The 17,669-nt window shown below is 71.8% G+C and carries 17 protein-coding genes; 8 read left to right on the top strand and 9 right to left on the bottom strand.

Annotated features, from left to right (window positions below; genetic code table 11):
• Positions 1–105: 105 nt before the first annotated feature.
• A complete protein-coding gene (locus F0L68_RS10875; RefSeq protein WP_188316504.1) occupies positions 106–558 on the bottom strand; it encodes a MarR family winged helix-turn-helix transcriptional regulator in 453 nt (150 codons plus the stop codon).
• A gap of 82 nt (positions 559–640) precedes the next feature.
• The gene (locus F0L68_RS10870) at positions 641–2,101 is read right to left on the bottom strand and encodes an NCS2 family permease (protein WP_149849383.1); all 1,461 of its coding nucleotides are present in this window, start codon (positions 2,099–2,101) and stop codon (positions 641–643) included.
• 74 nt (positions 2,102–2,175) lie between these two features.
• Between F0L68_RS10870 and F0L68_RS10865 the strand changes: the two genes are divergently transcribed.
• The gene (locus F0L68_RS10865; protein ID WP_223198678.1) at positions 2,176–2,469 is read left to right on the top strand and encodes a DUF2530 domain-containing protein; all 294 of its coding nucleotides are present in this window, start codon (positions 2,176–2,178) and stop codon (positions 2,467–2,469) included.
• Positions 2,470–2,607: 138 nt separating this feature from the next.
• On the opposite strand, the gene F0L68_RS10860 is transcribed toward F0L68_RS10865, so the two are convergent.
• From F0L68_RS10860 to F0L68_RS10845, 4 genes are all read right to left on the bottom strand, one after another.
• Positions 2,608–3,570, bottom strand: a complete 963-nt coding sequence (locus F0L68_RS10860) for an LCP family protein (protein WP_149849382.1) — start codon at positions 3,568–3,570, stop codon at positions 2,608–2,610.
• Positions 3,570–4,070 (bottom strand): SigE family RNA polymerase sigma factor, encoded by a 501-nt coding sequence (locus F0L68_RS10855; RefSeq protein ID WP_223198677.1) that lies wholly within the window; start codon positions 4,068–4,070, stop codon positions 3,570–3,572. Before F0L68_RS10855 ends, F0L68_RS10860 begins: the two co-directional genes overlap by 1 nt.
• Before the next feature lie 117 nt (positions 4,071–4,187).
• Complete coding sequence (locus tag F0L68_RS10850) at positions 4,188–7,187, bottom strand: sacsin N-terminal ATP-binding-like domain-containing protein (RefSeq protein WP_188316503.1); 3,000 nt, start codon at positions 7,185–7,187, stop codon at positions 4,188–4,190.
• Positions 7,184–8,155: a DUF3027 domain-containing protein gene (locus F0L68_RS10845; RefSeq protein WP_188316502.1), complete on the bottom strand. Its 972-nt coding sequence runs from the start codon at positions 8,153–8,155 to the stop codon at positions 7,184–7,186. Before F0L68_RS10845 ends, F0L68_RS10850 begins: the two co-directional genes overlap by 4 nt.
• Positions 8,156–8,255: 100 nt before the next feature.
• Here F0L68_RS10845 and F0L68_RS10840 point away from each other — a divergent pair, with 100 nt between their 5' ends.
• Complete coding sequence (locus tag F0L68_RS10840) at positions 8,256–9,041, top strand: glutaminyl-peptide cyclotransferase (protein WP_438672271.1); 786 nt, start codon at positions 8,256–8,258, stop codon at positions 9,039–9,041.
• A 44-nt stretch (positions 9,042–9,085) separates the two neighbouring features.
• Here F0L68_RS10840 and F0L68_RS10835 read toward each other — a convergent pair whose 3' ends face one another.
• Complete coding sequence (locus F0L68_RS10835) at positions 9,086–10,582, bottom strand: MFS transporter (protein WP_149849380.1); 1,497 nt, start codon at positions 10,580–10,582, stop codon at positions 9,086–9,088.
• A 241-nt stretch (positions 10,583–10,823) separates the two neighbouring features.
• On the opposite strand from F0L68_RS10835, the gene F0L68_RS10830 reads away from it, so the two are divergent.
• Positions 10,824–12,662 carry an MFS transporter gene (locus tag F0L68_RS10830; protein WP_223198676.1) on the top strand — a complete coding sequence of 613 codons (1,839 nt, stop codon included), beginning with the start codon at positions 10,824–10,826 and terminating at the stop codon, positions 12,660–12,662.
• Between the two features lie 11 nt (positions 12,663–12,673).
• Complete coding sequence (locus F0L68_RS10825; protein WP_149849379.1) at positions 12,674–13,144, top strand: DUF2771 family protein; 471 nt, start codon at positions 12,674–12,676, stop codon at positions 13,142–13,144.
• 34 nt (positions 13,145–13,178) lie between these two features.
• On the opposite strand, the gene F0L68_RS10820 is transcribed toward F0L68_RS10825, so the two are convergent.
• Positions 13,179–13,565 carry a cold-shock protein gene (locus F0L68_RS10820; RefSeq protein ID WP_149849447.1) on the bottom strand — a complete coding sequence of 129 codons (387 nt, stop codon included), beginning with the start codon at positions 13,563–13,565 and terminating at the stop codon, positions 13,179–13,181.
• Between the two features lie 176 nt (positions 13,566–13,741).
• On the opposite strand from F0L68_RS10820, the gene F0L68_RS10815 reads away from it, so the two are divergent.
• Positions 13,742–13,954, top strand: coding sequence for a hypothetical protein (locus F0L68_RS10815; RefSeq protein WP_149849378.1), 213 nt, complete (start codon positions 13,742–13,744; stop codon positions 13,952–13,954).
• On the opposite strand, the gene F0L68_RS10810 is transcribed toward F0L68_RS10815, so the two are convergent.
• On the bottom strand, positions 13,920–14,606 hold the full coding sequence (locus F0L68_RS10810) for an HAD family hydrolase (protein ID WP_149849377.1): 687 nt from the start codon (positions 14,604–14,606) through the stop codon (positions 13,920–13,922). The two genes, F0L68_RS10815 and F0L68_RS10810, sit on opposite strands and share 35 nt — an antisense overlap.
• An 82-nt stretch (positions 14,607–14,688) precedes the next feature.
• Between F0L68_RS10810 and F0L68_RS10805 the strand changes: the two genes are divergently transcribed.
• From F0L68_RS10805 to F0L68_RS10795, 3 genes are all read left to right on the top strand, one after another.
• Positions 14,689–15,309, top strand: a complete 621-nt coding sequence (locus tag F0L68_RS10805) for a TetR/AcrR family transcriptional regulator (RefSeq protein WP_149849376.1) — start codon at positions 14,689–14,691, stop codon at positions 15,307–15,309.
• Complete coding sequence (locus F0L68_RS10800; protein WP_149849375.1) at positions 15,306–16,262, top strand: R2-like ligand-binding oxidase; 957 nt, start codon at positions 15,306–15,308, stop codon at positions 16,260–16,262. The genes F0L68_RS10805 and F0L68_RS10800 overlap by 4 nt, the downstream gene beginning before the upstream one ends.
• Before the next feature lie 101 nt (positions 16,263–16,363).
• Positions 16,364–17,596 (top strand): Nramp family divalent metal transporter, encoded by a 1,233-nt coding sequence (locus tag F0L68_RS10795; protein ID WP_438672270.1) that lies wholly within the window; start codon positions 16,364–16,366, stop codon positions 17,594–17,596.
• The last annotated feature ends 73 nt before the right edge of the window (positions 17,597–17,669 follow it).

The following is a 17,669-nucleotide window of genomic DNA, read 5'->3' as shown; positions in this document are numbered from 1 at the left end:
CGGTCCCGGTGGACCGTCCTCGTCTTGCCGGCGCCGTGGCGGGGATAGCGAGGAGCTTGGTATGACTCGTTCTGCTCCAGTGTCACCCGCGTACGCCGGCACTCGTTACTGCCCCGCCATCCTGTCGATGATCTCCGCGGCGCGGGACAGGACGTCCCGCTCCTCTGGTGCCAACTCGGCGAGCCGGTGGTCCAGCCAGGCCTCCCTGGCCTCGACCTCGGCCCGGATGTAGGCCTGACCGGCCTCGGTGAGCTCCACGATCGCCTGACGTCCGTCGGTCGGATGCGGCCGACGGGTGGCGAACCCCAGCTCCTCGAGCGCCGCGATCACCCTGGTCATCGAGGGCGGCTGGACGCCTTCCTTCGATGCCAGTTCGCCAGGGGTCAGCGGGCCACACTTGAACAGCGTGGAGAGCGCCGAGACCTGGGTCAGCGAGATCGTCGAGTTGGTGCGCTGCGCGCGCAGGCGTCGGGTGAGCCTGACCACGGCGAGCCTCAGCCGACTCGCCAGCCCCTGCTCACTCGAAACATCCTCCGCCACGTAGTTAGCATACCTCACAATCTTGCCTCCCACTCAAGAATGCTGATCAGGCGCGGACGGGACCGCAGCCGGGACCGCAGCCGGGACCGGGGTCGACGGGTCAGTGCGCGAGCGCGGCCTGGATCGGACCGACGGCGAAGTAGGCGACGAAGGCCGCCGCGACGATCCACATCAGCGGGTGCACGCCTCGGGCGCGGCCGGTGCAGACCCGGATCAGGACGTAGCTAACGAAGCCAGCGCCGATGCCGTTGGCGATGGAGTAGGTGAACGGCATCACCACGATGGTCAGGAAGGCCGGCAGCGCGATCGAGAAGTCACCGAAGTCGATCTCCTTGACCTGGCTCATCATCATCGCGCCGACGACGACCAGCGCGGGAGCGGCGGCCTCGACGGGCACGATCTGGTAGAGCGGCGTGAGGAACATCGCGGCGATGAACAGCAGGCCGGTCACCACGTTCGCCAGCCCGGTCCGCGCGCCCTCCGCGATGCCGGCAGCGGACTCCACGAAGACCGTGTTCGAGCTGGCCGAGCCCGCCCCGCCGGCGACCGCGCCGAGCCCCTCGACGAACAGGGCCTTGCCGACACCCGGTAGCTGCCCGTCCTTGCCGACCAGCCCGGCCTCCTTGCCGAGGCCGGTCATGGTGCCCATGGCGTCGAAGAAGTTCGCCAGCACCAGCGTGAAGACCAGCAGCGCGGCCGTGATCGCCGGCAGGCGGGTCCACGCGCCGAACGAGACGTCCCCGACCAGCGACAGGTCGGGCAGCCCGACGACCTTGTCGGGAAGGGCCGGATAGCCGAGGTTCCAGCCCTTGGGGTTGACGCCCTTGGAGGGGCCGGCGTGCACGATCGCCTCGATCACGATGGCCAGCACGGTGCTGGCCAGCACCCCGATCAGGATCGCCCCTCGGACCTTCCGCGCCACCAGCACGCTGGTGATGATCAGGCCGATCACGAACACCACCGTCGGCCACGACGCGATGGACCCGCCGATCCCGAGGCCGACGGGGACGGTCGTGTGCGCCGCGTCGGGCAGCCGCCGCACAAAACCGGCGTCGACGAGCCCGATGAAGCAGATGAACAGCCCGATGCCCACCGCGATCGCGGCCTTCAGCTCGGCGGGCACCGCGTTGAACACGGCCGTGCGGAACCCGGTGGCCACCAGCACCAGGATCACCAGCCCGTCGACGACCACGAGCCCCATCGCCTCCGGCCAGCTGACCTGCGGCGCGATGGTGACGGCGAGCAGAGTGTTGATCCCGAGCCCGGTGGCGATGGCGAACGGGTAGTTCGCGATCAGCCCGAACAGGATCGTCATGACCCCGGCGACCAGGGCGGTCACCGCGCCGACCTGCGAGACCGGCAGGATGTGCCCGAGGATGTCGCGCTTGGCCCCGGCGTCGTCCGGCGAGAAGCTGCCGAGGATGAGCGGGTTGAGCACGACGATGTAGGCCATCGTCACGAACGTGACCAGGCCGCCGCGCAGCTCTCGGCTGAGGGTGGAGTCCCGTTCGGAGATCCGGAAGAAACGGTCGATCGCCGAGCGCGGCGCTGTGCTGGTCATTCATCTCCCCATTTCGTGCCGTGTCCGGCGGGAAGCTTGCCGGATGATTGTTTCGCCCGGGTAGCCTGCCTGACGTGGCCGAGACTTCGCAGGGTGACCCGGGGCAGCGCACCAAGGCGTTGCCGCCCCCGCCCCCGCTGCCGCCCCGGCTCGCCGACCCGGTGCCGATCGTGATGACCGGCACGGCGCTGTGGTTCGTGGCCTTCGTGGCGTTCCTCGTGGCCAAGCTCGGTTTCGGCGCAGGCGACGACGTGTGGCTGTGGTCCTGTCTGTCGGGCTGGGTGCTCGGCGTCATCGGCTACGGCGTGTTCCGCTGGCAGCGCGCGGCGGCCCGGCGCGGGTCCCGGGGTGCGCAGCAGGGCCTGTGATCCCCGAGCCGAGCAACGCGATCTTCATCGGTGCCCGGCTCCAGGCCGCCGGCCATTCTGACCGTGCAACGGCGACTTCCCCCGGTGCCGCTCGCTCGCGCGGCACCGGGGGAAGTCGCCTCATGCGGGGCCGCTACCTCAGTTGATGCACCCATCGCCGGGTGCGGGTGTGCCCGAGCCGGTCGGTGCCGCCGAGCTCGTGAAGGTTCGCGCGAACTCGCGCACGGCCTGCGGATCGACATCGAGCCCGGAGCCGGTCGGTCCCTCGTGCGTCGCACCGACCGGGATCGTCGCCGCCCGCACGGCAGGGCTCGCGGTGAAGCGCTTGGCGAACTCGAGCATGTCCCAGCCCGCGTCGACCCGGACGTTCTTCTGCACGAGGTCGATCACCTCGGGCAGCCTGGCGGGTTTGGTCAGCGCCTTCTTCGCGATGCCCTTCAGGAACGCCTGCTGCCGCACCACCCGGTCGAGGTCGCCGTTCGGCAGCCCGTGCCGTTGTCGGACGAACGCCAGCGCCTGGTCGCCGGAGAGCATCTGCCTGCCAGCGGGGAAGTCCGCGCCCGAGAACGAGTCCATGACCGCCGCCTTCAGGCACACCTCGACGCCGCCGACGGCGTTGCCGAGCGCCTGCATACCCTTCATCGTCACGACGGCGTAGTGATCGACGTGCAGTCCGGTGAGTGTCGTGACGGCGGCCGTCAGCTTCTCCATGCCGCCCGACGCCAGTAGTTGCTTCAGCTTGGTGTCCCCGTCGATCCTGATGTCCCGTGGCAGCGAGACGAGCGCGGTATCGCCGTTCGGTTTCACGTTCGCCAGCACGACGGAGTCGGCGATCTGGTTGTCGTCCACGCCGACGAGCAGGATGTTCTGCTCGGTGGCCGGTTGGGCGGCGGCGGGCTGCGTCACCGGCGTGGCGTGTGGCACGGTCACCGCGACGGCCGCGACGGCCGCCGCGACCACACCGGCCGCGACCAGCGCGAGCGGCCACTTCTTCTTGCGGGGTTTGCCCTTCTGCAACTCGGCCATGACCGCGCGCGGGTCGACGGCCTCGTTCGCCTCGGCGGCGATCGCTTGCCGGATGAGCATCTCGTTGTCGGTCATCACAGCACCTCCACAGGAGCGAGTTCGTTGGCGCGCAGCGTGGTCAGCGCGCGGGAGATGTGGCTGCGCACCGTTCCCTCCGAGCAGCCGAGCACCTTCGCGATCTCCGCGTCGGTGCTGTCCTCGTAGTAACGGAGAACGAGCGCCGCTCGTTGTTTTCTTGGCAGCACAGCGATCCTGCCGCGCATCGCGTCCCGCTCCGCGTGCTGGGCGGCATGATCGGTCACGGCCGGTGCCAGCGTCGCGAGCGTGCTGTGCGACAACGAGATGTCGCGCGCGGCCCTGCGGCCCCACCACGAGAGGTACTCGTTGGTCACCATGCGCTTGACGTAGAGATACGGGGCGTCCATTGCCGCGATGCGGCCCCATCTTGGCTGCGCCCGCAGCAGCACGTTCTGCACGATGTCCTGCGCCAGATGCCTGTCGCACGTCATCGCGGTCGCGTAGCGCAGGAGCCGATCAAGTCGATCGGCGACAAACCGGTCGTAGTCGTCCTGCACGCCGCCTCCAGTCTGCCGTGAGGTTTCCATAGCGGCCCGGAAACCCTCGAACGCGACCGAATTGTTGAAGGCTGTGCGCTACGTCACAGAAAGACCCGTCGTAGAACCCTGCCCGGATCAGCCCAGCAGGTTCACCGGCGTCGGATCCGCGATCAACGCGGCGAACGCGTGCCGATCGGTCCATCGATCGGTCACCCACGCCAACGCCCGCGCCAGGCCCTCCGCCGAGTCCTCCGCGTGCGGCTGGCCGTTGTCGTCGACCCACCACGGCACCTGGTGCTTCGCGCCCGCGCTGGTCACCATCAGCTCGTCGTGCACGACGATCACGCCGTCCGGCACCGGCACGCCAAGCAGCTCGCACGCCAGCGCCACCGCGCCCAGTTCCCGCCACGACACCGGCTCGCCCTGCTCGACCAGCTCGCCGACCACGGCCTCCGAGGCCAGCGGGAGGTCCAGCAGCTCGGCCAGCGCCTCGGGCACGCCGGGGCCCGGCTCGCCCGCCGCGACCTGGTCCGCCGGCAGCACGCCCAGCAGCCACGGCGAGTCGAGGACGACGACCGGCCCCACCTCGACCACCGAGCCCGACAGCGCGCGCACGTGCTCGGGCAGCTCCAGCTCGTTGGCCTCCAACACACCCTCGCGCAGGCCCTCGGCCAGCGCCGCGTGCACCCTCAGCACCACGCCGCCGCGCACCGAGCGCTCCGGATCGGCCAGGCGACCCAGCAGGTCCACGGCGTCGTCCGGCTCGGCCACCACCAACCCGGCGCGGACGCCGATGTCGGTCAGCAACTCCTCGTCGAGGCCGACCGGCGGCAACACGTCGTACAGGCCAGCAACGGTCTCGGCCGCCGGCAGCCGCCACGCCCTCGGCGGGCGACCCTCCAGGAGCGCGTGCCTGGCCAGCCACCAGGACGAGTAGCCATCGGGATCACGCAGCGCACGCCTGGTCACCGGGTTGTCCGCCAGCATCCGCAGCGCGACCGGCCACCGGTCGTCGGCGACCAGATCCAGGTCGCGGACGCCAACCAGCCTGGTGGGCGGCTCCTCGCCGTGCTCCCACCAGTCCTCCTCGTCGGCCAGGTCGTGGTCCGGGTCGGTCGGCGTCTCGTCGACCACCACCGCGAAGGAGTCCAGGCAACCGACCGCGACCAGCACGTCACGCGGCCAGTCCGCCGCCGCGTCGGCGTCGAGGACGGCCAGGGGGCCGTCCTCGGCCAGCGCGGATGGATCGAACACGTCCAGCAGCGGCGATCCCGGCAGCACCAGTTCGTCCGCGCGGCGCCAGTCACCCTCGGCCGAGGGCAACGCGAGGGCCGCCAGCCAGGGCTGCTCGCCCTGCCGCACGCCGGCGCGGTCGACCAGGCGCAGGACCGCGTCCGCCAGGTCGGCCGGATCGGCGATCGCCGCGCCAGACTCGGCTTCCTCGACCGACCTGCGCACCGCCTCCATCAGCGGCTCGCTGTCGAGCAGCTCGTGCGGGCCGGCCGGGCGCGCGCCAAGGCGTTCCAGCAACGGATGCACGGCGTCGGGGTGCGCGATGCGCAGTCCTGAAACGTCCACTGTGGACAGCAGTTCGAGCGTCTCGCCGTCGGTCTCCGGCAGCAGCACGCCCCTCGGCCCCAGCACGGTCCGGTCGTCGGACAGCGGCACGGGCAGGCTGCCGAGCTCCTCGCGCGCCTGCGAGTCCACCTCGGCGATCGGGTCGAGCGCGGCATACAGCCGCCGCCACCAGGACGGCTCGTTGCGCAGGTTCGTGACGATCGCGACGACCTCGGCCGTGCCGAGCCTGGGAACTTCCAGCGCCGCCAACGGCTTGCTGTGCCTCGGCTCGGCCAGCTCGGCCACCAGCAGCCCCGACACGTCCTCCTTCAGGAGGTCGACCAGCTCGGGGGACACCGCGTCGAGGACCTTCGCCCGCGCAGGTGCGACCTCGCCGCCGCCGGCCAGCGGCAGCCACTGCGCGGTGCGCAGGCCGGCGAGGACCAGCTCGCGGAGTCGTCCGTCCACTTCGGACAACGGAAAGCCCGGCAACGGGACGAGCGCGGTGCGTTGCGCCTCGGGCAGCTTCGCCAGCAGGTCGGGGTACGCGCGCGCCGCCTCGGCCAGCACCGCGTCGGCCGCCGGACCCGGCAGCAGCCGCCGCCTCGACGACTCGACCGGCAGCGTGGCCAGCAGCCTCGCCGGCAGCGACAACCGCTCGTCGGTCGGCGTCGGCGCGTGCAGCACGTCCTCGTCGAGCGGGACGGGCACCTCACCCCGAAGCTGAACCGCCCAGCAGACCGTCCACTGTGGACGCTTCTGGTCCTCGACGCCGAGCTTGCGCACGACCTCCTCGGCCAGTTCGCCCGAGGTCCGGTGGAGCAGCCAGTTGGTGACACCGTCGGGGCCGTGCAGCGAGACGGTGTCCTCCGCCGCCTCCTCGCGCCACCACCGCTGCCCGCCGACCTCGACCTGGCTCAACCCGGGCAGGGCGAGCAGCAGATCCGGAGCCTGCGCGGCGAAGTCGGCCAGCAGCGCGTCGCCGTCGATCCCGGCCCGCAGCGGCAGCCGCACCTCGGTGTCGAACCCGGCCGGCGGCGGATCCTCGGTCAGCTCGACCGGCCAGACCAGCCGGAGCACCGGCACCTGCCCACCGCGATCGGCGAACTGGTCGGCGATCTCGGGCAGGCCGGCGAGCGTCTGCCTGGTGCGCTCGGCCGAGAATGCCACGCCGTTCTCGCCGGACACGACCCTCGGCGCGTCGCTGACCGCGAGGACGGCCGCGAAGCCGACCCCGAACTTGCCGACGCTCTGCTCGGCCCGCTTGGCCGAGGCGCGCAGCGACGCGAGCGCGGCGACGCCGGCCCGGTCGAGCGGCGCGCCGGTGTTGGCCGCGCGCAGCTCTCTGTCCACAACGGACAGTCGGAGCGTTCCGGGCACACCGCCGAGCATCGCCGCGTCGGCCGCGTTCTGGGCCAGCTCGACCAGCAGCCGGTCCCGGTAGCTACCGAGCCGCAGGTCCTCCTCGGCGTTGGCGTCCTCGCGGAACCGCGTCGGCGAACCACGCCACGCGGTCAGCACGGACTCGCGTAACGGGCCGGTCCCCAGGGGGTCGGCGCCGGGAAGGTCCCGGTTCACAGCTCGACGCCCGGAGCGGCTTCCTCGGTGGATTCCGGAGCGACAGCCTCGGATAGTTCCGGAGCGACCGCCTCGGCGGATTCCTGACCGGCCGCCTCGGAAGACGCGGCGTCCTCGGACGATGCGGCGTCCTCGGCGGACGTGGCGGCCTGGGGGACGGCTTCGCGACGGGTCTGCGGGGTCACCTCGACGTCCAGGAGGGCGTCGTCGTAGACGAGGTCGGCGACGGGCACTGCGGGACCGGCGTCGACCTCCACCTCGGAGTGCGCGCCGCAGCCGTAGTCCACGTGCACCACGTGACCGTCGGCCGGGGTCAGCTCGTTCGCGCAGATGCCGAAGGCCGCGCCGAGCGAGCCGGCGATCTGCGTGTAGAAGCCGCAGGTCCCGCAGGTGGCCGGGGCGCTGCGGGCCATCTCGCTGCGCGGACCGAAGTCGCCGCCGTGCCAGCGGTCCGCCGCGTCGAGCCTGCCCTCGCGGGACAGCACCCGCACCCGGCCAAGGCCGATCTCGTTCGCCACGGCCTCGATCGCGGGGTCGTCCGACTCCAGGTACCCGGGGACGAGCCTGAGGTCGTCCGGGCTGGTCGGCATGAGGTCACCGACGCCGAGGTCGCCCGCGCGGACCCGCTCGTTCCACGGCACCCACTCGGGCCCGACCAGCGCGTCCGCGCCGGGCAGCAGCACGACCTCGCTGACCGTCACCTGCGTGCCGGGGCCGGCGAACGCCACGGTCACGGCCCAGTTCCAGCCCTGGTAGCCGGGGTGGCCTGCCTCGAACAGATGGGTTGCCGCGGCCTCGTCCTCGGCCTGCACGGCGACGTGCGCACCGACCCGATCCGCACCGGCCTCCAGCTGCGCGGCTGCGCGAGCGAGGTCCACGGCAGCGGCGAGCACCGGCTGGGGCTGCTGCCCGGCGGTGTCCTCGGCCTGTCCGGCTGGTCGGCGTCCTTGCGTCGGCGTGGCGGTCACACCTGAATTGTGCCGCACGACTTCGCGGACGCGCGCACACGTGTCACCCTCAGGTGTGCGGCTGCGTCCCAGGTTGATCGTCGCGATCGGCGCCCTGGCGCTGGTCGGGTTGCTTCTGTTGATCTCCACCAGACATTCCGGTCAACAATCCGTCCAACAGGGTGTCACCACCACTACACAGAACGCAACCGAAAGTGTGCCCCGGCTGCGGGCGGAGGTGCTGGCACGGCTGCCGCACGACACGTCCGCGTTCACCCAGGGGTTGGAGATCGCCGACGGCGTGCTCTACGAGAGCACCGGGCTGGCCGGGCACTCCACGATGCGGGCGCTCGACCCGACCACCGGCCTTGAGCTGCGCCGGGTCCCGCTGACGCCGCCGCTGTTCGGCGAGGGCGCCACGGTCGTCGGCGACCGGATCTGGCAGCTCACCTGGCAGGACGGCGTCGCCATCCAGCGGGACAGGACGACGCTGGCCGAGGTCGGCAGGAGCCGCTACCAGGGCGAGGGCTGGGGGCTGTGCCACGACGACAAACGGCTGGTGATGAGCGACGGCACCGACCGGCTGACCTTCCGCGACCCGGTCACCTTCGCGCAGGTCGGCGAGGTGCGCGTGACCAACGCCGGCCAGCCGCTGACCAGGCTCAACGAGCTGGAGTGCGTCGGCGGCGCGGTGTGGGCGAACGTGTGGCAGAGCAACGACATCGTGCGGATCGATCCGGGCAGTGGGCACGTGACGGCGGTCGCCGACCTGACGGCGCTGCGCCCGCCGGACCGGTCCGGCGACGACGTGCTCAACGGCATCGCCGCCGTGCCGGGCACCGACGAGTTCCTGGTCACCGGGAAGGACTGGCAGACCCTCTACCGGGTCAGGTTCGTGCCGGCCTGACCCGTCGGCGTGACTCGTCGGGGTGCGCCCGTCAGTGCTCGCCGCTAATGCGCGGAGGTCGCCCGGAACCCCGGCGGCACGAGCCACAGCGTGAGCGCCACCGCCACGATGGCCAGCACCGCCGAGACCGTGGACGTGGTGACCAGGGCGTCGACGAACGCCCCGCGCGCGGTGCTCAACACTCTCGCGCCCGCCGGGCCGCCGAGCTGGGACGCGATCTCCGCCGCGCCGCCGATCGACTCGCGCGCGGTGGCCAGCTCGTCCCCGTGCAGGTCGAGGCCGCCAACACCGCCCCGGTAGGCCAGCGCCGCGAGGCTGCCGAGCAGCGCGACGCCGAAGCCGATGCCCAGCTCGTAACAGGTCTCCTCGACGGCGGCGGCCCCGCCAGCCCGCTCCGGCGGCGCGGCCGACACCATCACGGCCGCCGCCGCGGTGATCGCCAGGCCGTCGCCGAGCCCGAAGCTGACCAGGGTGAGCGCCACCACCGGATAGCCGAGCGGCGTCGGCGCGAACGCGATCACCGCGAAGCCGAGCGCCAGCGCGCCGAGGCCGATGCCGAGCACCGCCCGCACGCCGATCCTGCGCACCAGCCACGGCGTGGCCAGCGCGGAGAACAGCGTCGCCAGCGCGGCCGGCAGCATCCGCACGCCAGCACCGAGCGGGCTGAGCGCCTGCACGTACTGGAGCCACAGGGACAGCAGGTAGAGCGCGCAGCCGATCGCCATCATCGCCACGAGGGTCGCCACGGCCGCGGCGACGAACGGCCTGCTGCGGAACAGTCGCACGTCCAGCAGCGGGTCGGGCAGCCGCAGCTGCCGCCTGGTGAACACCACCAGCAGCCCGAGGCCGGCCAGCACGGCGATCGGCGACAGCGCCGAGAACCCGTCCCCGACCAGGTGTTTCACGCCCCAGACGAACACCATCGTGCCGACCACCGAGAGCGCGCCGCCGAACCAGTCCAGCGGCCCGCTGCCCGGCGCCTTCGACTCGGGCAGCAGCACGACCCCGACGGCCACGGTGACCAGCACGACCGGCACGTTGACCCAGAACGCGGCGGCCCAGCCGTAGGCCTGCACCAGCACGCCGCCGATGATCGGCCCGATCGCCGCGCCAGCCCCGGCGACCGACGCCCAGATGCCGATGGCGAGGCCGCGCTCGCGCTCGTCGGTGAACACGTTGCGGATCAACGAGAGCGTGGAGGGCATCACCATCGCGCCGCCGACGCCGAGCAGCACCCGGCCGGTGATCAGCTGGACCGGGCCGTGCGCGGTGGCGGCCACCACCGAGGCGACGCCGAACATCACGAACCCGGCGAGGAACAGCCTGCGCCTGCCCCACCGGTCGCCGACCGCCCCCGCCGTGACCAGCAGGCCGCCAAGCACGAGGCCGTACACGTCGATGATCCACAGCTGCTCGATCGCGTCCGGCCGGATGTCGTCGATGAGCGAGGGCAGCGCGACGTTGAGGATGGTGGCGTCCATGGCCACCAACAGCAGGCTGGCGCACAGCACAGCCAGGACGGCCCATCGCCGGTCGCGCATCGGTCGATCCTCGCAGCCGGGCGAGGGCGAACCGGGGACGTGCGTATCCCTCGATCGGGGGAGCTGGCGGCCCAGCTCACGTCGGCTGGGCAAACCGGCGCATCGGGACGCCCCGGTGCGGCAGGATTGACGCGTGACGCGTTCCGGTCCCGCCGATGACTCCGATGGCACCTCCCGTGCCCGTCGGGGCTGGAGCGGCGCGAGCCGCAAACGTTCGCGCCGCGACCGCAGCGAACCGAACGTGACCGAGTGGCCGCCGCCGTCCGACGCGCGATCCACTCCGCCACCACCGGCTAAGCGCACGCCACCGCCGGCCAAGCGCACGCCGCCCCCGGCAAGGCGCACGCCACCCCCTGAGCCGACCCGCGCCTACCCGTGGGACGACGACCAGCCGGTGCGGCCGGCGAGCCCGCCGCCGTTCACCCCGGCCGGGCCGCCGCCCCCGCCGCGCCGGCCGGCCGCCGTGACCCGGCACTACCTCCAGGAGCCGCCGCGCCGCAGGGAAGAGCCGCCGCGCTACGACGACAGGCCGCGCTACGACGAGGACCGGCCGCCCTACGGTCAGGACCCCGCGCGCCGCCAGTACGAGGACGACGAGCCGGAGCAGCGGACCGACCCGACGCTGCCAAGGAAGCTCACCGTGACCCGCGTCGCGATGTGGCGCGGCCGACAGCTCAGCCAGCAGGCGGTGCAGGCGTTCCGCAAGGCCGCGCACGCCGACGGCGCGAAGCAGTCCGGCCTCAGCTCGCTGACCTACGCGGTGATGCTGAACTACGCCAGCGACGCCACCATGGCCGTCGCGCTGGCCAACACGCTGTTCTTCTCGGCCGCGACGGCGGAGAGCAAGCTCAAGGTCGCGCTGTACCTGCTGATCACGGTGGCGCCGTTCGCGCTGGTCGCGCCCGTGGTCGGGCCGATGCTCGACCGGGTGCAGCGGGGCAGGCGGATCGCGCTCGCCGCGTCCTGCGTCGGCCAGGGCCTGCTGGCCGTGGTGATGGCCATGCACTTCGACGACTGGCTGCTCTACCCGGCCGCGCTCGGCAGCATGGTGCTGTCCAAGTCGTTCAGCGTGCTCAAGGCCGCCGTCACGCCGAGGGTGCTGCCCTCGGGCATGACGCTGTCCAAGACCAACGCGCGGCTGACCGTGTTCGGGCTGGCCGCCAGCATGGTGTTCGGCGCGATCGGCGCCGGCTTCGCGAAGATCTTCGACTCGCCGGGCGCGCTGTGGTTCACCGCCGTGCTGTGCATCGCCAACGCCTGGCTGTGCCTGCGCATCCCGTCCTGGGTGGAGGTCACCGAGGGCGAGGTGCCGGCGTCGCTACGCGCCGAGCCGCACAAGGCCAGGCGGCAGCCGATGGGCCGGCACGTGGTGGTCGCGCTGTGGGGCAACGGCACGATCCGGATGCTGACCGGCTTCCTGATGCTGTTCGCCGCGTTCGTGGTGCGGTCGGCGACCGAGCACTCGCCGCCGATCCAGCAGCTGCTGATGCTCGGGGTGATCGCCGGGGCGGCGGGCCTCGGCAGCTTCCTCGGCAACGCGGTCGGCGCGCGGCTGCACTTCGGCAAGCCGGACCAGGTGGTGGTCGGCTGCCTCTGCGCCGCGCTCGGCACCACGCTGATCGCGACGATCCTGCCCGGCATCATGACGGCCGCGCTGGTCGGCCTGGTCGGCGCGGCCGGCAGCGCCCTGTCCAAGATCAGCCTCGACGCGGTGATCCAGGACGACCTGCCGGAGGAGTCGCGGGCCTCCGCGTTCGGCCGGTCGGAGACGATTCTCCAGCTCGGCTGGGTGTTCGGCGGGGCGCTCGGCGTGCTGCTGCCGCCGACCTACTGGATCGGCTTCCTGGTGCTGTCGCTGCTGCTCGGGCTCGGGCTCACGCAGACCATGTTGTCCCGCAACGGGAAGACGTTGGTGTCCGGCTTCGGCGGCGACCGCCCCGCACACCCGGACCGGGTCACCCGCCGCGTCCGCATGCCGCGCGGCGGCGCGTCGCCGTCGACCAGGGCGATGCCGACCGAGCGGTACGAGGAGCCACGCTGGCCGGCACCGGGCGAGCGGGACGAGGACGGCACCACGTAGGCTCGCTCGGCGTGCGCAGAGGACTGACGTTGCTGTTGGCGGCGGGTGCCGGGCTGGTGTTGGCCGGATGCTCCGCCCCCGACCCCGATGTGACCTTCTACTCGTCGGGCAAGACCGTCGTGGTCAGGCCGGCCCAGTACTGCGACCTCAAGTCGGGCCAGTGCGCCACGCGCGAGGACGCGCCGGCGACGCTGCGGGTTCCGGCCGGCCGGCCGCTCCAGATCTCGGTGCCCGGCGAGGTCGCCAACAGCACCTGGGCCGTCGTGTTCAGCTACCGCAACGCCAACGGCGAGCCGCAGCCCGACGCGCGCAGCCGGATCTTCCGCGCTGGCGAGCAGTACGCGTACACGCTGAACCTGCCCAACCCCGGGGACCAGCTCGACCACGCCGAGGTGCAGAAGATCGGCGTGGTCGACGTGGACCAGACCCAGGGCGTCCAGTTCGTGGTCGTCGGGAGCTGGGTGCTCGACACCCAGCGGTGACGCCCTGGTCCAGGCCGCTACCTACGGCTGCTGCCTACGGGTCGAGCTCCCGCGCGACGGCCCGAACCACGTCCGCGACGCGCTTGATGTTCTTGCGGTCGGGGTACCGGCCGCGCCGGAGGTCGGGCTGCACCTTGACCTCGAGCAGCTTGATCATGTCCTCGATGAGCCCATGCAGTTCCTCGGCGGGACGGCGCCGCGCCTCGGCGACCGATGGCGGCGGATCAAGCAGCTTGACGGACAACGCCTGCGGACCGCGCCGACCCTCGGCCATGCCGAACTCGATGCGCTGCCCTGGCTTGAGCGCCTGGACACCCGGAGGCAGCGCGGACGCCCGCACATACACGTCCTCGCCGTCGTCCTGCGTGACGAAGCCGAAGCCCTTTTCCGAGTCGTACCACTTGACCTTGCCGGTCGGCACTGTGCTCACCGTTCCCTCGTCGATGTCCAACGCCGCGGCCTCGGGCGCGTAAAGCACACCCTCGGCACGACGAACGCGCCCCGGGCGTGCCCGAGGCGCGTCCCACCAGGGTAGCCAGAATCGGACGCCGACAGCACCTCATCTTCGTCGGCGGACCCGCCCGTACACTCCCAACCATGACCGGAGCAGCACAAACGCCCAAGCTCATGGCCGTCGCCATGGTGTTGTTCGCGCTCGGCCTGCTCGCCGTGATCGCCATCTTCGCGATGTTCGCGCTCGGCCGACACGACCTGCCGCTGTGGCTGAACCTGGCGGCCGGCGTGCTCATCCCGGCCGGCATGGCGCTGGGTCTGTTCAGCGCGATACGGCAGGCCCGCCAGCGTCGCTGACGCCACTTACCTCCGCGAGGCGCTCGGCACGACGGTCGGCGAGGCGCTCGGCATTGGCGCGCAACCACTTCGGGAATCCGGTGAGGTCCGTCAGCACGATGTCGGCCCCGGCCTCGGTGAGCTGCCGTTCGCTGCACGGCCCGGTCAGCACGCCGACGGACACGGCGTCGGCGGCCTGCGCGCCGAGCACGTCCCCGACGTGGTCGCCGACGTAGACCGCGGCGCCGTGCCGCGTCAGCACCTCCGCCTTGCCGGCCGCCCACAGCCCGCCGAACAGCTCGTCCACCTGCCAGCCGAAGGCGTCCAGGTGCAGGGCCGCGTTGGCGCGGTACTTGCCGGTCACGACCATGGTCCTGCCGCCGAGTTCGCGCACGGCGGCAAGGGCGTCGGTCGCGCCGGGCAGCGCGAGCGTGGCCGGCACCACGATGTCGGGGTACAGCGCGCGAAACCGGGCGACCAGCTCGGGAATCCGCTCCTCGACGACGCCGAAATCGCGGAACGAGCCGTCCAGCGGCGGCCCGAGGTTCGCGGCGAAGTGCTCGCCGTCCAGCGGTAGGCCCGTCTCGGCGGCGAGCGTGTTCATCACGCGCGCCATGCCCGCTCGGGGGTCGATGAGCGTCATGTCCAGGTCGAATCCGACGGTCAACGGCACGTCGGCACCATACGTCACTTTACAGTTTTTTCGGTCTCGTCCAGATGCTTGACATCGAGCCCAAGTATGTAAAGCTCGCGGTGTGGGCCACATCACGCCGTTCTCCGAGCGCGCCAGGGCCTCCCTGCGCGAGGAGCTGCTCGACGCCGCCGCGGAACTGCTGGCCGCGCACGGCTTCCACGGCCTGCGCATGGGCGAGGTCGCCGCCGCGGCGGGGGTGAGCCGGCAGACCGTCTACAACGAGTTCGGCAACAAGGAGTCCCTCGTGCAGGCGATCACCCTGCAACGGACCGCCGAGTTCCTCGACGGTGTCGAGCTGCGGCTCGGCGCCGCCGCCGATCCGTTGCAGGGCATGCGCGCGGCCACCCTGTTCACCCTCGAACACGCGGCCGAAGACCGGCTGATCAACTCGGTGCTGACCGGAACCGACGCCGAGGACCTGCTGCCGTTCCTGACCACCAGGGGCCAGCCCGTGCTGCTGTCCGCGGCACAGGTGCTGAGCCACCACCTGCGCGAGCACTGCGCGGAACTCCCCGAGGAGCAGGTCGAGCTGCTCGCCGAGGCGTCCGTTCGGCTGGCGCTGAGCCACCTGCTGATGCCGACCGGCACGCGCGAGGAGGCCGCCGACGCGGTCGTCGCGGTGATCAGCGCGGCGCTGCGGGGCCAGCAACCACCTGACACACCAGCGAAGGAGCAGTCGTGACCACGACGGAGGCACGCCGAGCCGGCTTCCAATCCCTGCGCCGAGGCGGGTTGAACTGGGACGCGTTCCCGCTGCGCCTGTTCACCAAGGGCAACGCCAGGTTCTGGAACCCCGCGGACATCGACTTCACCGTGGACGCCGAGGACTGGCAGACGCTGACCGACGAACAGCGCCGCAGCTCCACCTACCTGTGCGCGATGTTCATCGCCGGGGAGGAGGCAGTCACCGAGGACATCCAGCCGTTCATGCGGGCGATGTCGGCCGAGGGGCGCTTCGGCGACGAGATGTACCTCACCCAGTTCTGCTTCGAGGAGGCCAAGCACACCGAGGTGTTCCGCCGCTGGCTGGACGCCGTCGGGCTGACCGACGACCTGCATCCCTTCGTCGCGAACAACCCTGGATACCGGGAGATCTTCTACGAGGCGCTGCCGGAGTCGTTGCGCGCCTTGGAATCCGACCCGAGCCCGGCGAACCAGATCAGGGCGAGCGTCACCTACAACCACGTCGTCGAGGGCACGCTCGCGCTCACCGGCTACCACGCGTGGAACAAGGTGTGCGCGACCGAGAACATCCTGCCCGGCATGCAGGAACTGGTGAAGCGCATCGGCGACGACGAGCGCCGGCACATGGCGTGGGGCACGTTCACCTGCCGCAGGCACGTCGCCGCCGACGACCGCAACTGGGCGATCGTCCAGCAGCGGATGGCCGAGCTGCTGCCCAGCGCGCTGAGCGCGATCCAGTGGGTCTACGACCAGTTCGACGAGATGCCCTACGACCTGGACATGCAGGAGTTCATCGACTACGCGGCGTCGCGGGCGCAGCGCAGGCTCGGCGCGATCGAGTCCGCGCGGGGCGTTCCGGTCGAGCAGATCGACCTGGACTACTCGCCGGAACAGCTGGAGGACGACTTCGGCGCGGAGGACGACGCCGCACTGGCCGCGATCATCCGGTAACGCTGGGCGATCACCCAGCACCCGACCGGCGCATTCACCCCTCGACCTACCGCAGGTAATTTGCAGGTAAGGAGCAACCGGGGGGAGCTGCTTTGGTGACCATCACGCAGGCCGTCCAAGCACTCCGACCGGCGGCCGCGCGGCTTCGGGCAGGCGCGGCACTGCTCGGCCCGGCCTTCGTGGCGGCCGTCGCCTACGTCGACCCCGGCAACGTGGCCACCAACACGGCGGCGGGCGCGCGCTACGGCTACCTGCTGGTCTGGGTGATCGTCGGGGCGAACGCGATGGCGGGTCTCGTCCAGTACCTGTCCGCGAAACTGGGGCTGGTCACCGGGTTATCGCTGCCAGAGGCGCTGCGGGACCGGATGCCGCGCGTCGGCAGGCTCGCCTACTGGTTGCAGGCCGAGGTGGTCGCGATGGCGACCGACCTGGCCGAGGTGCTCGGCGGCGCGATCGCGCTGCACATCCTGTTCCACCTGCCGCTGGTGCTCGGCGGCGCGATCACCGGGGTGGCCTCCACGGCGCTGCTGCTGGTGCAGAACCGCAGCGGGCAGCGGCCGTTCGAGCGGGCCGTGACCATCATGCTGGTCGTCGTGGCGATCGGCTTCGCCGCCGGCCTGTTCGTGTCCGCGCCCGATCCGGCGGCCACCGCGGCCGGGCTGGTGCCGCGCTTCGCCGACGGCGACAGCGTGCTGCTGGCCGCCGGGATCCTCGGCGCGACCGTCATGCCGCACGCCGTCTACGTGCACTCCGCGCTGGCCCGCGACCGGCACGGGCGGCTCGGCTCCGGCGCGGCGCGCGACAGGCTGCTCGCGGCGACCAGGGTCGACGTCGGCATGGCGATGCTGTTCGCCGGCGCGGTGAACCTGGCCATGCTGTTGGTCGCGGCGACCGCGCTGCGCGGCACGTCCTCGGCGGACACGCTGGAGGGCGCGCACGCGGCGATCGGCGACCACCTCGGCCAGGGCGTTGCGCTGCTGTTCGCCGTGGCGCTGCTGGCCTCCGGCCTCGCCTCGACGGCCGTCGGCTGCTACTCGGGCGCGGTGGTGCTGGACGGCCTGCTCCGGATCAGGGTGCCGCTGCTGGTGCGGCGGGTGGTCACGCTGGTGCCGGCCATCGGGGTGCTCGCCGCGGGCGTGGACCCGACGCGGGCGCTGGTGCTGTCGCAGGTGGTGCTGTCGTTCGGGATCCCGTTCGCCCTGGTGCCGTTGGTCTGGCTGACCGCGCGCCGCAGGGTGATGGGCGCGGCCGTCAACGGGACGCTGACCACGGTGTTCGCCGGGGTCGTCGCGGCGGCCGTCGTCGCGCTCAACCTGGTGCTGGTGTTCGCCTGACCAGCGGGGCCTCGATCGAACGTGACCCTGGTTTATCCCTGAACTCCACCGGTTCGGCGAGCCGGAACGGCCG

Origin of the sequence: Solihabitans fulvus (genome assembly GCF_008386585.1) — a bacterium.
Lineage (GTDB): Bacteria > Actinomycetota > Actinomycetes > Mycobacteriales > Pseudonocardiaceae > Solihabitans > Solihabitans fulvus.
The sequence above is the reverse complement of the archived record's forward strand: the minus strand, read 5'-3'. Positions and strand labels throughout refer to the sequence as shown.

Excerpts from the sequence above, each read along its gene's own strand:
- F0L68_RS10870 (WP_149849383.1), bottom strand. The coding sequence starts at position 2,101 with ATGACCAGCACAGCGCCGCGCTCGGCGATCGACCGTTTCTTCCGGATC.
- F0L68_RS10860 (WP_149849382.1), bottom strand. The coding sequence starts at position 3,570 with ATGACCGACAACGAGATGCTCATCCGGCAAGCGATCGCCGCCGAGGCG.
- F0L68_RS10835 (WP_149849380.1), bottom strand. The coding sequence starts at position 10,582 with ATGCGCGACCGGCGATGGGCCGTCCTGGCTGTGCTGTGCGCCAGCCTG.
- F0L68_RS10815 (WP_149849378.1), top strand. The coding sequence starts at position 13,742 with ATGACCGGAGCAGCACAAACGCCCAAGCTCATGGCCGTCGCCATGGTG.